Raw genomic sequence first — 14,809 nt, 5'->3', positions numbered from 1 at the left:
CGTGACGGCGGCGTTTGCGGCGCCGCCGCTCAGCAGGTTGATGTTCATGTTCATGGTCCTTGTAATGATGGGGATGATTGGGGGAGGCGGGATTTAGCTCGCTTGCGCCAGTTGCATGAGCTTGTCCGCGCTGAAAGGCATGGACCGGATCCGCAGCCCGGTCGCGTGGTGTATGGCGTTGGCAATGGCCGCCGCCGTGGGCCCGGTGGTGCATTCGCCCGCGCCCAGTGCCGGGCAATCCGGGCGGTCCATCAGGCTGATCTCCACCTCGGGGACATCGCCGAACTGGAAGATGGGATACGACGCCCAGTCGACCGAATGCACGCCCTCGGGGCCGAACCGGGCTGACTCGCACAGCGACCAGCTGGCCGCCTGTATGGCGCCGCCCTCGATCTGGTTGCGGGCGCCGTCCGGGTGAATGACCAGCCCCAGGTCGGCGGCGATGTAGAGCTTGCTGAGCCGGACGGCTTCCTCGACGACCAGCTCGACCACGACGGCGCAGTAGGCGCCGGTGTTCTTGTAGCGCGCGTACCCTATGCCCCGGCCGGACCCGTCGCCCCCTTGCAACGCAGCGGGCTCATCCCAGCCGGCCAGCCGGGCGGCCTCCCTGAGCACGGCCCTGGCCCGCTCGTCCTCCAGATGGGCCAGCCGAAAGGCCAGGGGATCCCGGCCATGGCGCTCGGCCAGCTCGTCCATGAAGGATTCGGCGGCAAACACATTGGCATGCGCGCCCAGTGCGCGCAAGGCTGAAACACGCAGCGGCATGGACAGCACGCGGTGGTTCAGCACCTTGACCCCGGCAATAGCGTAGGGCGGCACGGCGTTGCGTTCCGACCCGCCGCCCACCGACAGGGCGGCATTCACCGCCATCGTGACGGGAAAGGGGTCTGCGGTTTGCCAGGCGCCCAGCAAGGCGGGCGTCTTTTCGCGGCCGGGCCGCGTTCCGTGGCCCTGGCTCCAGACCTCCTGCGTCCACGACAGCAAATTTCCGGCATCGTCCAGCCCGGCCTCCAGGCGCACGGCCATGGCGGGCCCCATGGGCGCGTGGGCCATTTCCGCATGCCTTGACCACTGCACCCGCACGGGCCGGCCCGACGCCTGCCTGGCCAGCCAGGACGCGTCAAACGCCACGTCGTCGGCGCCGTTGTGCCCGTAGCATCCGGCGGCGTCGCAATGGGACACCATGACGCTTTCGGGGTCCATGCCAAAGGCCAGCGCCAGATCGCGCCGCAAGTTGAAGATGCCCTGGCTGTGGCTCCACACCTGGAGCGTGGCGCCCTTTGACTGGGCAATCGCGCAGGACAAGCCGATCGACGCATGGTGCAGGTAAGGCCGCTCATAGTCGGCGCTGACCATCTGCAGGGGTGTGGCCTTCGGCGTGGCGGCTGGCTGGTCCAGCACCACGGTGGATGCCAGCGGCTGCGACTTCAGCCAGGCAGTGACCCCGTCCACGGGCGGCACCCCGGCGGCGTCCGTCCACACCTGCGCGCGCGCGACCTTTTCCGCAGCCCGGGCCAGTACGCGCTCGGCATCGGCCAGCACGCCAATCAGGAGGCCGTCCCGGACGACCTTGATGACGCCTTGCAGTCCAGACAGCGCCTGGGCCAGCTGCGCGGCGCGTGATGCATTCAATTGCGCCGTCAGGGTGTTGGGACGAAATACCTGCCCAAACACCATGTCCGGGAGCACCAGGTCATTGATGAATTCAAATTGCCCGAACACCTTGTCCTGTATGTCTGGTCTGGGGTAATGGCCGCCGACATGGTGCTGATGCTGGCGCGTCTCAAGATGGCCAGGGTCAATCGTGGTGGCCAGCATGGCGGCGTCGACCAGCGCCAGGTAGCTGGCACTGTGCATGTGCTGCGGATCGGTAAAAACGCCATCGCTCAGTTCAATGGCGCTGGGGCTGACGCCGTGCTTTCCAGCATGGCGGCTGCGGCAGGCTTCGCGCAAATGCGCGGCGGCGTGGCGCAAGGCGGTGCCCGAGTCCTGAACCGACAAACTGCCCGAGGTCACGGCCTCGTCCGGGCTGCGCATCGTCGTGGCCCTGACCATGACCACCTCGTCGGGATGCAGCTGCAGTTCTTCGGCAACGATCAGCCGCAGGGCATGCAAAATCCCCTGCCCAATATCGACCTTGCCTGAAAAGGCCAGAATTTTCCCGTCCGGCCCCACATCCAGCCATTGCCCCAGACGGGGATGGTTCTTCAGGTTGGCTGCAAGCAGCGGCGCACTCATGAGGCCACTTTCAGGATGGCCTTGATGACCCGGTTGTGGACGCCGCAGCGGCACAAATTGCCCGCCAGGGCCTCCTGAATATCTTGCCTGGACGGGTGCGGGCTGCGTTTAAGCAGAGCCGCTGCGGTCATGAGAATGCCGCTGGTGCAGTAGCCGCACTGCAGGGCTTGCTCTTCAATAAATGCGGTTTGCAGGGGGTGTGGTGCTTCGGGAGAGCCCAGCCCCTCCAGCGTGGTCACCTGCTTGCCGGCCACGGACCACATCGGTGTTTCGCACGCGTACACGGCGTAGTCGTCAAGCATCACGCGGCAGGCGCCGCATTGCCCCAGGGCGCAACCCTGGCGTGTGGCTTTCAAACCCAGCGTGTTGCGCAGGACGTCCAGCAAGGTCTGGTCGGGGTCGGCTTGAACGGACGCGGCGCGCCCGTTCAATTCAAACGCAATGTCTGCGGGCATCAGGACTCAGTCAGGCTTGGCGCCGGAGACCTTCACGATCTTTTCCCATTTGGTGACGTCCGAGGCGATGTACTGGTCAAATTCGGACGGTGTCATGGACATGGGAATCGCCCCTTGCTTGGCCCACAGGGCCTTGACATCGGGCTGGGCGACAATTTTCCGGATTTCGGTGTTCAGCCGGGTCACGATCTCGGGTGGCGTCCCTTTGGGCGCCATGAGTCCTAGCCAGATGGTGGCTTCATAGTTGGGAACACCCGCTTCTGCGACCGTCGGCGTGTCAGGCAGGTTGGCCGAGCGGGTGCGCCCCGTCGCGGCCAGGCCCCGGACCTTGCCCTGCCGCGCGAATTCCGCCATGGTGGTCTCGGCGTCAAACATCATGTCGACCTGCCCGCCCACCACATCGGTGCGGGCACCGGAGCTGCCTTTGTAAGGAACATGTGTGATGTCTACCCCCGCCATGAATTTGAACAACTCGCCGGCCATGTGGTAGGGCGTGCCCGTTCCGGACGATGCGTAATTGAGTTTGCCGGGCTTGGACTTGGCGAGCTGGATCAATTCGCCCAGATTCTTGACCGGAACCGAGGGATGCACGACCAGCAGCAAGTTTGAATAATTCACCGGGGCAATGCCGACAAAGTCCTTCACCAGGTTGAAGGGCTTGTTCGGGACCAGGGACTCGTTCACCGTCTGGGTGTTCGACATCATCAGCAGGGTATAGCCGTCAGCCGGCGACTTTGCGACAAAATCGGTGCCAATGATGGAGCCGGCGCCAGGCTTGTTCTCGACCACGAAAGGCTGCTTGAACTCATCCGTCAAGCGCTGCGCCACAAACCGCGCGTAATTGTCGGCAGGACCGCTTGCCGCAAAAGGAACCACGATCTTGACCGGCCGGCTGGGGTAGCTTTGTGCCGAGGCGTAGCCTGAAGTGATTGCAAATGCGGAAATGACGGCTGTCAAAATTCGGTTTTTGATTTTCATGGCGCTTGTCTCTTTGTGGTCGTTTAAATGGGGCTAAAAGGTTAATTTCAGGACGTTTCAAATGGACGGTTGAGCCTCCCTAGGAATGGCGCCAATGGCCGGCTTGATGGGGTCAGTCCACTTTTCCAATGCGCTTGACCAGCGATGACATGGCGCGCGCGTCGGTCTGCACGAAACGCTCAAAGTCGGGCGCATCCTGAAACTGGAAAGAGGTTCCTGCAGCGGTCAGCGCCTGCACGGCGCGCGGGTCCTGCGCCGCGAATTTGGCGGCCTGGCGCAACTTTTCCACAACGGCTGCCGGCGTCGCCGCAGGCGCGAACATGCCCGCCCATTGCGAGTACACGACGGGCACGCCGAGCTCCTTGAAGCTCGGGACATCGGGCATCACGGCCAGCCGGCCTTCTCCCCAATGCGCCAGCGCCCTGAGCTTGCCTGACTTGATCTGCTGCAGCACGCTGGCCGGTCCGGTGGACAAGGCATCGACCTGTCCCGCCAGCAAGGCAAACACGGCGGGGCCGGCACCGGTGTAGGGCACGTGCAGCATGTAGCTGGATGTCGCCACTTTCAGCTGCTCCATCGGGACGTGCATGGTGCCGTAATTGCCCGACGACCCAAACGACACTTTGGCCGGATTCGACTTCACGTAGGCGATGAATTCGGCATAGGTTTTCCAGGGGCTTTCAGCGCGCACCACCAGCACCGTCGGGTCGGCGGTGAAGCGGGCGATTGGCTTGAGCTGGTCAAGCTGGTACATCGGCGTGCGCTTGAGCAGCTTGTCGGCTTCGGGCAGCACCACGAAGGACGACAAGGCCATGACGACCGTGTAGCCATCGGGTTTGGCCTTGGCCACCTGGCCCATGCCAATACCGCCGCCGGCACCGCCCTTGTTTTCGACGACGACGGGCTGCTTCAGGAAGCGGCTCATGGCTTCGGCCACGGGGCGCCCGACCGTGTCGGCGACGCCGCCAGGCGGAAACGGAACCACCATGGTGACGGGACGGCTGGGGTAGTCTTCCTGTGCCAGCGCAGGCATGGCCAGCATGCCCGCAAGCAGGGGCAGGCTGAAGGTTTTCAGGACGGTGCGACGTGCATTCATTGTGGTCTCCTAGGTAAACCGGGTTTTCAGTGAAACCCTGCGGTCAGTATCAGATGAAACGGTTCTCGATGGCGCCGATGCCGTCGACTTCGACGCGTATGACGTCGCCCGCCTGGATGTAGCGCGGGGGCTTGAGCCCCATGCCGACGCCGGCCGGTGTTCCCGTGGCAATCACGTCGCCGGGGTACAGGGTGATGCCCCGGGAAATGGTCTCGATCAGGGTCGGGATGTCAAAGATCATGTGGTCGGTCGGCCCGTCCTGGCGCAACTCGCCATTGACCCAGCAGCGCACCCGCGTCTTCGTGCCGTCCAGCTCGTCGGCCGTCACAAGCCACGGCCCCATGGGGCAGAAAGTGTCGAAGGACTTGCCCATGTCCCACTGCTGGTGGCGCATTTGCACATCGCGGGCGGTCACGTCGTTGACGATGGTGTAGCCGAACACATGGCCCAGCGCGTCGGCGCGGGCGATGTTCTTGCCGCCCTTGCCAATCACCACCGCCAGTTCGGCCTCGTAGTCGATCTGGTCCGAGATGTCCGCGCCCGGCAGGCGCACGTCGTCATGGGGCCCCACCACGCATTCGGGCACCTTGGTAAACACAATCGGCCAGGATTCCGGGTTGCTGTCGTTGTCCTTGAACACCGATGCAGACAGCTCCTTGGCGTGCGCCTGGTAGTTGCGGCCGACGCACCACAGGTTGCGCCTGGGCAGGGGCAGGGGCGCTTCGAGCCGCACTGCCGACAGCGCCACGCTGGTCGTCGTGTCCAGCGGGGGCAGCGCGCCGCCGGCTGCAAGCGCTTCAATCAAGGACAGGGCGCCGCGCTGGGCGGTTTCGGCGCTGACCTTGAAAGGGGTGATGTACTGGCCGTCGGTGGACACGAGGCCGACCTGGCGCGTGTCGTTGTGAAGATAGGTGGCGATCCGCATGGGCTTGTCCTTTTTCCTGTAATTTGTAATTGGGCCGGGCGATGCCCGGGTGTTGTGCGTGGCACTTGGTTAAAATCTCAACCAGCAAGTACCAATGTTTGCCAATGGTAGACCAAACAGGCCTCAAGTCAAGTGGTGTCTGCCGCACCGCACAGGCAAAAAAGCGGAAGTTTTGAGCAAAATCGTGTTCCAACGTCGATTTTCTTGAAGGGAGCGAAGCCAGGGATGCGGCCTAAATTGGTATGACTTGGTTGCGTTTTCGGTTCACTCTGAATACACTCAGGCACTATGGACATTTCCACACCCTTTCGCGACACCATCCAGCACAAGCTGCAATCAGGCGAGTGGCGTGCCGGCGATCGCCTGCCCACCGAGCGGGCGTTGAGCGAGCAATTCGGGATCAGCCGAACCACGGTTCGCAAGGTGTTCCAGGAGATGAAGGCGCAAGGCCTGATCAGCCAGACCGTGGGCAGCGGCACCTATGTGACCGACCTGGCGGCGGCAGCGGCGCTCAAGAGCCTGGCGACGGGCGATACCGTCCAGCAGACCAGTCCGTCCGAACTGATGGAGGCGCGTCTGGCGCTGGAGCCCGCGATCATTGAACTGGTGATTGGCAACGCCACTTCCGCCGACTTTGCCCGCATGGACGCGTGCTGCGTCAAGGCTGAAGCGGCGGGGACGGTCGAGGAGTTTGAACACTGGGACGGCATGCTGCACGAGGTGATCGCCGATGCCGCCCACAATTCATTTGTCTCCAGCGTCTTCAAGCTGATGAACCAGGTGCGCGCGCAAGGCGAATGGGGCTTGCTGAAAAAACGCAGCCTGACGCCCGAGCGCCGCATCGCCTATCAAAATGAACACCGCCTGCTGGTGGACGCCATCAAGGACCGCGACCTGGTGCGTGCCAAAGACCTGGCCACGGGGCACCTGATCCATGTGCGCAAGAATTTGCTGAATTTTTGAGCCGGTCAGGGCTTCTGGGCGGGTGCCTTACGCCCTTACGCTTCCAAGCCCTTACGCGACATGCAAACGCGCCTTGCGGCCCGCATCCGGCAGCATGTGGCCGGTTTCCACATAGCGCGCATGCCAGCTCAGCGCCTCGTTCAGCAGGTGCGGCGTGTGCCGGCCCGCGGCGCCTTGCTGGGCGCGCTCGAAGTAGTCGCGCAGGGCAGGGCGGTAGTCCGGGTGCGCGCATTTTTCAATGATGAGGCGGGCGCGCTGCGTGGGCGACAGGCCGCGCAGGTCGGCCAGTCCCTGCTCCGTCACGACCACTTCCACATCGTGTTCGGTGTGGTCCACATGCGAGACCATGGGCATGATGCACGAGATGGCGCCGCCCTTGGCGACCGAGGGCGTCATGAAGAACGACAGGTAGGCGTTGCGGGCAAAGTCGCCCGAGCCGCCAATGCCGTTCATGATGTTGGTGCCCATGACGTGGGTGGAGTTGACGTTGCCGTAGATGTCGGCCTCGATCATCGCGTTCATGGCGATCACGCCCAGGCGGCGCACCACCTCGGGGTGGTTGCTGATCTCCTGCGGGCGCAGCACGATGCGCGCGCGGTAAAAATCGATGTTGGCGTTGAAGTCTGCCAGCGCCTCGGGGCTGAACGACAGCGCCGTGGCCGAGGCCATGGTCAGCTTGCCCGAGCGCAGCATGTCCAGCATGCCGTCTTGCAGCACTTCGGTGTAGGCCGTCAGGTGCTTGAACGGGCCGTCGTTCAGGCCGCCCAGCACGGCGTTGGCAATGTTGCCCACGCCTGACTGCAGCGGCAGCAGGTCGGCCGGCATGCGGCCGCGTTTGACTTCGTGCTGCAGGAATTCAATGATGTGGCCGGCAATGCGCTGCGAGTTGTCGTCGGGCGCGGCAAAGGCCGAATTGCGGTCGGGCTGGTGGGTGTGCACCACGGCGATCACCTTGGCCGGGTCGCAGCGCAGGTAGGCCTCGCCAATGCGGTCACCCGGTCCGGTCAGCGGAATCGGCAGGCGGTGCGGCGGCAGTTGGGTGCCGTAGTAGATGTCGTGCATGCCTTCGAGGCCGGCGTTTTGCAGGGTGTTGACTTCCAGGATGATCTTGTCTGCCTGGTCCAGCCAGGTCTTGTTGTTGCCGACCGACGACGAGGGAATCAGCCGCCCGTCCGGCAAAATTCCGGCGACCTCGACCACCGCCACATCAAGGTGGCCCAGAAAGCCGAACCAGGCCAGTTGCGCCACATGCGACAGGTGGATATCGGTGTACTGCATCTGCCCGGCGTTGATCTGCTGGCGCACCACCGGGTCGGACTGGTAGGGCAGGCGCATCTCGATGCCGTGCGCCTTGGCCAGCGCGCCGTCGAGTTCGGGCGCGGTCGAGGCGCCGGTCCACAGGCCGATGCGGAAGGCCTCGCCAGCGGCGTGCAGGCGCTCTATGCGCTGCGCCAGCGCCTGAGGCACGGCCTTGGGGTAGCCGGCGCCGGTAAAGCCGCTCATGCCGACATTGGCGCCCGCCGGAATCAGCTCGGCGGCCGCTTCGGCCGTCATGATTTTCTGGTGCAGGGCGGGGTTGCGCACGCGATCGGCAAGAGGCATGAAGGGCTCCGGGTGAAAGTGGGGGCGCCGCAGCGCAAACCGGAGATTTTAGCAGGCCGATCCGGTTGAACTAGGGTTAACCCTAGGTCAACTCCAGGTTTTGGCGTCGGCCTGCCCGATCGCTTGGTGCTCGAATTTCATCTGGTCCTGGATTGCCAGGATATGCCTGCTCGCCATCCGGTTGCGGTGGTCCAGCATGGCGCCCGGCCTGCTACGCTTGCGGCATGAAACCAATCGTTCAATGGACTGCGGGGGCCGTTCTGGTATTGGCGGTGGTGGCAGCGCTTGGCCTGGCCCGCCAGCGCGGCACCCCGGTACAGGTGGTTGCGGTGGCGCGCACCGGCATCGTGCAGTCGGTGGTGGCGACCGGGCGGCTCAATGCGCCGGCGCGGCTGGACATTGGCGCCGAAGTCACCGCCACGGTGCAGGACGTGCTGGTGCGCGAAGGCGACCGTGTCAAGGCCGGTGCACTGCTGCTGCGCCTGTCGGATGCCGAAGCCAGAGCGGCGCTGCAGCAGGCCCGCGCCGCCCTGCAGGAGGCGCGCGGCCGCGCCACCCAGCAGGCCAGTGTCACGGCGCCGGTGGCTTCGCAGGCCGTGGTGCAGGCCGAGGCCGCATTCACGGCCGCTGCGCGCGAGCACCAGCGCGCCCGCGAACTGGTGGCCCAGGGTTTCTTTTCGCAGCAAAAACTCGACGATGCCCAGCGTGCGCTCGACACCGCGCGCAGCGCCCTTGAATCGGCCCGCCTGCAGGCCCAGGCCAACCAGCCCAGCGGCGTGGAGCGCGCGCTGGCCGCGTCGCGCGTGGACCAGGCGGTGGCAGCGGTGGCCGTGGCCGAGGCCAGGCTGGCGCGCCTTGTCATCACCAGCCCGCTCGACGCGCTGGTGCTGACGCGCAACGCAGAGCCCGGCAGCATGGCCCAGCCCGGCCGCGTGCTCCTGGGCCTGGCGGCCCAGGGCGGCCTGCGCATCGATGCCGGCGTGGACGAAAAAAACCTGCGCCTGCTGACGCCTGGCATGGCGGCCCGCGCCGTGGCCGACGCCTATCCCGGCCAGTCGTTTGACGCGCAGCTAAGCTACATCGCGCCGGCGGTCGATCCCCAGCGCGGCACCGTCGAGGTGCGGCTGGCGGTGCCGCAGGCGCCCGCGTTTTTGCGGCCTGACATGACGGTGTCGGTGGAACTGGTGGGCGGCGCCAAAGCGGACGCGCTGGTGCTGCCATCCGGCGCAGTGCGCGACGCCGACCGCGAGACGCCGTGGGTGTTGCTGCTCAAGGAGGGCCGGGCCGTGCGCACGCCGGTCACGCTGGGGCTGCGCGGCATCGGGTCCGTGGAAATCGTGGCGGGACTGAAGCAGGGCGACCAGGTCATCCCGCAGACCGAAAAAGCCCTGCCCGGCGACCGCGTGCGGCCCGGCCCGGTGGTGGTCAACAACCAGCGTTTTGAAGTGCCGTCCGGCATGATCCGTTAACGCCATGACCACCCGTCACCGCCCCGCGCTCAGTTCCTGGACCCGCTGGATGCCGTTCGAGCTGCTGGTGGCGCTGCGCTTTTTGCGCGAAGGCCGGATGCAGAGCGCGCTGATCCTGGCCGGCGTGACCGGCGGCGTGGCCGTCATCATCTTCCTGACCCAGCTGATCAACCAGCTGCAGTCCACCATCATCGACCGCGTCATGGGCTCGCAGGCGCATGTGGTGATTCGCCCGCTCGAAGAAGTCACGCAGCGCGTGCTCGCGCCCAGCGCCGACCGCGCGGTGGCCGCCGTGGTGCAGCCGCGCGCGCAGCGCCTGCGCCCGGTCGACCAGTGGGAGCGCATTGCCGCGCTGGCGGCCGCCACGCCCGGGGTGCTGGCGGTGTCGCCGGTGGTCAGCGGCCCGGCCTTTGCGTCGCGCGGCAACAGCAGCAAGAGTGTGGCGCTGCTGGGCGTGCAGCCCGACGCCTACCGGCGCGTGGTGCGCATGGACAGCTACATGACGCGCGGCCGCTTCGACGTGACCGGCAGCGGCGCGCTGATAGGCAGCGACCTGGCGCAGGACTTGGGCGTGACGGTGGGCGACAAGCTGCGCGTGACCAGCGCCGACGGCCGCAGCGAAACGCTGGACATCACCGGCCTGTTTGACATGGGCAACCGCGACCTGAACCGGCGCTGGGTCTTCGTCACGCTGAAACTCGCGCAAACGCTGCTGGATTTGCCCGGCGGCGTGTCGAGCATCGACCTCACGGTGAGCGACCTGTTCAGCGCCAACCAGGTGGCGGACACGCTGCGCGCCCAGACCGGGCTCACGGTGGACAGCTGGATGCAGACCAACTCGGGCCTGCTCAATGCCTTGTCAAACCAGACCGTGTCCAACAACCTGATTCGCAGCTTTGTCGTCATCATTGTGGCGCTCGGCATTTCCAGCGTGCTGGTCGTCAGCGTGGTGCAAAAGCAGCGCGAGATCGGCATTTTGCGCGCCATGGGCGCCGGGCGCCGCCGCATCATGACGGTGTTCTTGCTGCAGGGCGGCCTGGTCGGGCTGGTGGGTTCGGTGCTGGGATCGGCGCTGGCTTTCGGCCTGCTGGTGGTGTTCTCGTTCGTCTTCAAGAGTCCCGACGGCAGCCCGCTGTTTGCCGCGCAGCTCGACCCGCTGCTGGTGCTGATGGCCTCGGGCGTGGCCTGCGTCGTGGGGCTCGCCGCCGCCGCGATTCCAGCCCGCAGCGCCGCGCGCATGGACCCGGTGCAGGCGATACGGGCGTGAGATTTTGCGGTCGGTCAGCGCAGCGAAAGCCGGTCGTTGACATTCGAAACATAAGGCGCATTCCATAGGCCACGGTGCAAACCAAGGGGACCTCTGTACCTTGGGGTTGGGGGGTTATCGCTGGCACCCGGTCATGGCTGAAATGTTGTCAAATGCAGGGGCGGCAACGGCCGCGCCGTGCGCTGATGAAACCGGTATTCAACAATGAAGGAGACAGACCATGCAAAAACGACTATTTCTATCCGGCGTGACGGCGGTTGCACTGGCGGCAGGTGCAGGCAACGTCCTGGCCCAGGAGGCGACTTTCAAGATTGGACTGATCGTGCCCTTGTCGGGGCCGTTCGCCTCCACGGGCAAGCAACTGGAAGCCGCCGCGCGCCTGTACATGGCGCAAAACGGCAGCAGCGTGGGCGGCAGGAAAGTGGAGCTGATCGTCAAGGACGACACCGGCACGCCCGATGTCACCAAGCGCATCGCGCAGGAACTGGTCGTCAACGACAAGGTCAACGTGCTGGCAGGCTTTGGCCTTACGCCGCTGGCGCTGGCCAGCGCGCCCATCGCCACGCAGTCCAAAACGCCCCTGGTCGTGATGGCTGCAGCCACCTCGAGCATCACTGAAGCGTCTCCCTACATGATCCGGACCAGTTTTACCGTGCCGCAGGTGGTGACCGTCCTGGCCGACTGGGCCTCTAAAAACGGCATCAAGAAAGTGGTGAGCCTGGTCACGGACTACGGTCCGGGGATGGACTCCGAGAAGTATTTCAAGGAAACCTTTGTAGCCAATGGCGGCACGGTGATCGAGACGCTTCGCGTGCCGCTGCGCAACCCCGATTTCGCCCCCTTCCTCCAGAAGGTCCGCGACGCCAAGCCTGACGCCTTGTTCGCCTTCGTGCCATCCGGGGCGGGCTCGGCGCTCATGAAACAGTTTGCCGAACGCGGTCTGGACAAGGCGGGCATTCGCATGATCGCGGAGGGCAGCGTGACCGACGACGACATCCTGAACAGCATGGGCGATGTGGCCAATGGCGTGGTGACCGCACACCACTATTCAGCCGCGCACAACTCGCCGCTGAACAAGAAATTCGTGGAGGCTTTCATGAACGCCAACAACAAGCTGCGGCCCAATTTCATGGCCGTGGGCGCCTACGATGGCATGCGCGTGATCTACGAAGCCATCAAGGCCACCAAGGGCGCGGGCGGCGGCGACGCATTGCTGGCGGCCATGAAAGGCCAGATCTTCGAGAGTCCGCGCGGGCCGATGTTCATCGACGCGCAGACCCGGGACGTTGTTCACAACGTCTACATCCGCAAGGTCGAGCGCAAGGACGGTCAGCTCTTCAACGTTGAGTTCGCGACGATCAGGGATGTGAAGGATCCGGGCAAGAGCAAATGAGATGACGGCTGCTGCGCTGCTGTTTGAGCTGCAACAGCCCATGGCACCCCTGCGCAGCGGCTCAAATCGCGCCGGGCGCCCGCTCAACGCTATAGCTGCCATTAAGAAAACCTAATTGATTGATCGGTGCCTGCGCTCTAAACTGAACCGGTTATCAAATTGCAGACAACCAAAGGAGATAGCCATGTCAACCGAAGCAAAGTGCCCGTTCTCGGGCGGCGCTCGTAAACCCACAGTGGCTGCGGGTCCATCCAACGCAGACTGGTGGCCCAATCAACTGAACCTGAAGATCTTGCACCAGCACTCCGAGCTGTCCAATCCCATGGGCAGGGCGTTCAATTACGCAGAGGCGTTCAAGAGTCTCGACCTGGACGCCGTGGTCAAGGACCTCCATGCCTTGATGACGGATTCGCAGGACTGGTGGCCCGCGGACTACGGCCACTATGGGCCGTTTTTCATCCGCATGGCGTGGCATGGCGCCGGCACCTACCGTATCGCTGATGGTCGCGGCGGCGCGGGCTCCGGCGCACAGCGGTTTGCGCCCCTGAACAGCTGGCCGGACAACGTGAACCTCGACAAGGCGCGCCGCTTGCTCTGGCCCATCAAGCAGAAGTACGGCAGCAAGCTCTCCTGGGCCGACCTGATGGTTCTTACCGGCAACGTCGCGCTGGAGTCGATGGGATTCAAGACCTTCGGTTTTGCCGGCGGGCGCGAGGACACCTGGGAGCCTGGAGAAGACGTCTACTGGGGCCCCGAGGGCAAGTGGCTGGAAGACGAGCGCTATAGCGGAGACCGGGAACTCGAGAACCCCCTGGCCGCCGTTCAGATGGGCCTGATCTACGTGAATCCGGAAGGGCCCAATGGCAATCCCGATCCGGTCGCTTCGGCAAGGGATATCCGGGAGACCTTCGCCCGCATGGCGATGAATGACGAGGAGACGGTGGCGCTTGTCGCCGGCGGGCACACCTTCGGCAAGTGCCACGGCGCCGCCGACCCGGGCCAGTATGTCGGTCCCGAACCCGAGGCTGCCGGCATCGAGGAGCAAGGCCTGGGCTGGAAAAACAGCTTTGGCAGCGGCAAGGGTGTTCACACGATCAGCAGCGGGATAGAAGGCGCATGGACCACCAACCCCATCCAATGGGACCACGACTACCTGAACATCCTGTTCAAGTACGAGTGGGTGTTGACCAAGAGCCCTGCCGGTGCGAAGCAGTGGACGCCCAAAGACGCCTCCGCAGCCGGCACCGTGCCCGATGCCCATGATGCGTCGAAGCGGCATGCCCCCATGATGACCACGGCCGACCTCGCCCTGCGGATGGACCCGGTTTACGAGAAGATTTCGAGGCACTTCCTCGCGAATCCGCAAGCCTTCGCTGACGCCTTCGCCAAGGCCTGGTTCAAGCTGACGCACCGCGACATGGGCCCTGTCTCGCGCTATCTGGGCCCGCTCGTTCCTGCAGAGCCGCTGATCTGGCAGGACCCGATTCCCGCGGTGGATCATGAATTGATCGGGGCGCAGGACATCGCCGCCTTGAAGGCCAGGGTACTCGCATCCGGACTTTCCATCTCCCAGCTGGTCACGACGGCCTGGGCGTCGGCAGCAACGTTCCGCGGCAGCGACAAGCGCGGCGGGGCGAACGGGGCGCGCATTCGACTGGCGCCGCAGAAGGACTGGGCCGTCAACCAGCCGGCCGAACTGGCGAAGGTTCTTCAGACACTGGAAGCGATCCAGAAGGACTTCAACAGCGCGCAGTCCGGCGGGAAAAAGGTGTCACTTGCCGACCTGATCGTGCTGGGCGGCTGCGCGGCCGTCGAGGCAGCTGCCAGGAAGGCCGGACAAGAGGTAACGGTCCCCTTCTCGCCAGGACGCATGGATGCTTCCCAGGCGCAGACCGATGTGGACGCGTTCGCCGTGCTGGAGCCGACTGCAGACGGGTTCCGCAACTACATCCGCAAGGGACAGGAGGGATCGGCGGCCGAGCAACTGGTGGATCGTGCAAACCTCATGACGCTGACCGCGCCCGAAATGACGGTTCTGGTCGGTGGCCTGCGCGCCCTGGGGGCAAACTTCGGGCAATCCGGGCACGGTGTTTTCACCAAGCGGCCCGAAACAGTGACCAACGATTTCTTCGTGAACCTGCTCGACATGCGCACGAAGTGGCAGAAGTCCGCCACCTCCGAAGGCGTGCTGGAGGGGCAGGATAGGGCGACGGGCGAGCTCAAGTGGACGGGCACCGTCGTTGATCTCGTCTTCGGTTCCAACTCCCAGCTCCGCGCCCTCGCGGAAGCCTATGCCTGCAGCGACGCGCAGCAGGCGTTCGTGCATGATTTTGTGTCGGCCTGGAACAAGGTCATGAACCTTGATCGCTTCGACCTTGCATGATCTTTGCAGGCAGGGCGGCTCGGTGCTGGCCTGCGGGCTG

11 protein-coding genes are annotated in these 14,809 nt (G+C 64.7%); 5 read left to right on the top strand and 6 right to left on the bottom strand.

The window, feature by feature from the left end:
• Window positions 1-93 precede the first annotated feature (93 nt).
• The 5 genes from IV091_RS11130 to IV091_RS11110 form a co-directional block, all read right to left on the bottom strand.
• Window positions 94-2,238, bottom strand: coding sequence for a molybdopterin cofactor-binding domain-containing protein (locus IV091_RS11130; RefSeq protein ID WP_293468646.1), 2,145 nt, complete (start codon window positions 2,236-2,238; stop codon window positions 94-96).
• Window positions 2,235-2,693, bottom strand: a complete 459-nt coding sequence (locus IV091_RS11125; RefSeq protein WP_293468644.1) for a (2Fe-2S)-binding protein — start codon at window positions 2,691-2,693, stop codon at window positions 2,235-2,237. Before IV091_RS11125 ends, IV091_RS11130 begins: the two co-directional genes overlap by 4 nt.
• A gap of 6 nt (window positions 2,694-2,699) precedes the next feature.
• Window positions 2,700-3,671, bottom strand: coding sequence for a tripartite tricarboxylate transporter substrate binding protein (locus IV091_RS11120; protein ID WP_293468642.1), 972 nt, complete (start codon window positions 3,669-3,671; stop codon window positions 2,700-2,702).
• 112 nt (window positions 3,672-3,783) lie between these two features.
• Window positions 3,784-4,767: a tripartite tricarboxylate transporter substrate binding protein gene (locus tag IV091_RS11115; protein ID WP_366806997.1), complete on the bottom strand. Its 984-nt coding sequence runs from the start codon at window positions 4,765-4,767 to the stop codon at window positions 3,784-3,786.
• Window positions 4,768-4,816: 49 nt separating this feature from the next.
• A complete protein-coding gene (locus IV091_RS11110; RefSeq protein WP_293468640.1) occupies window positions 4,817-5,692 on the bottom strand; it encodes a fumarylacetoacetate hydrolase family protein in 876 nt (291 codons plus the stop codon).
• A gap of 288 nt (window positions 5,693-5,980) precedes the next feature.
• On the opposite strand from IV091_RS11110, the gene IV091_RS11105 reads away from it, so the two are divergent.
• Window positions 5,981-6,655 carry a FadR/GntR family transcriptional regulator gene (locus IV091_RS11105; protein WP_293468638.1) on the top strand — a complete coding sequence of 225 codons (675 nt, stop codon included), beginning with the start codon at window positions 5,981-5,983 and terminating at the stop codon, window positions 6,653-6,655.
• 51 nt (window positions 6,656-6,706) lie between these two features.
• On the opposite strand, the gene IV091_RS11100 is transcribed toward IV091_RS11105, so the two are convergent.
• A complete protein-coding gene (locus tag IV091_RS11100) occupies window positions 6,707-8,257 on the bottom strand; it encodes an acetyl-CoA hydrolase/transferase family protein (RefSeq protein ID WP_293468636.1) in 1,551 nt (516 codons plus the stop codon).
• Between the two features lie 224 nt (window positions 8,258-8,481).
• Between IV091_RS11100 and IV091_RS11095 the strand changes: the two genes are divergently transcribed.
• The 4 genes from IV091_RS11095 to katG all read left to right on the top strand — a co-directional run bounded on the left by IV091_RS11095 (window position 8,482) and on the right by katG (window position 14,769).
• Window positions 8,482-9,726 (top strand): efflux RND transporter periplasmic adaptor subunit, encoded by a 1,245-nt coding sequence (locus IV091_RS11095; RefSeq protein WP_293468634.1) that lies wholly within the window; start codon window positions 8,482-8,484, stop codon window positions 9,724-9,726.
• A gap of 4 nt (window positions 9,727-9,730) precedes the next feature.
• Entirely contained in the window at window positions 9,731-10,993 is a 1,263-nt protein-coding gene (locus tag IV091_RS11090; protein WP_293468632.1) for an FtsX-like permease family protein, read from the top strand.
• 220 nt (window positions 10,994-11,213) lie between these two features.
• Window positions 11,214-12,386: an ABC transporter substrate-binding protein gene (locus tag IV091_RS11085; protein ID WP_293468630.1), complete on the top strand. Its 1,173-nt coding sequence runs from the start codon at window positions 11,214-11,216 to the stop codon at window positions 12,384-12,386.
• Window positions 12,387-12,570: 184 nt separating this feature from the next.
• Window positions 12,571-14,769, top strand: a complete 2,199-nt coding sequence (gene katG, locus IV091_RS11080) for a catalase/peroxidase HPI (protein WP_293468628.1) — start codon at window positions 12,571-12,573, stop codon at window positions 14,767-14,769.
• The last annotated feature ends 40 nt before the right edge of the window (window positions 14,770-14,809 follow it).

Source organism: Polaromonas sp. (assembly GCF_018780625.1).
Taxonomy (GTDB): Bacteria; Pseudomonadota; Gammaproteobacteria; order Burkholderiales; family Burkholderiaceae_C; genus Polaromonas.
Note: the sequence above shows the minus strand (reverse complement) of the source record. Positions and strands in the feature narration are given on the sequence as shown.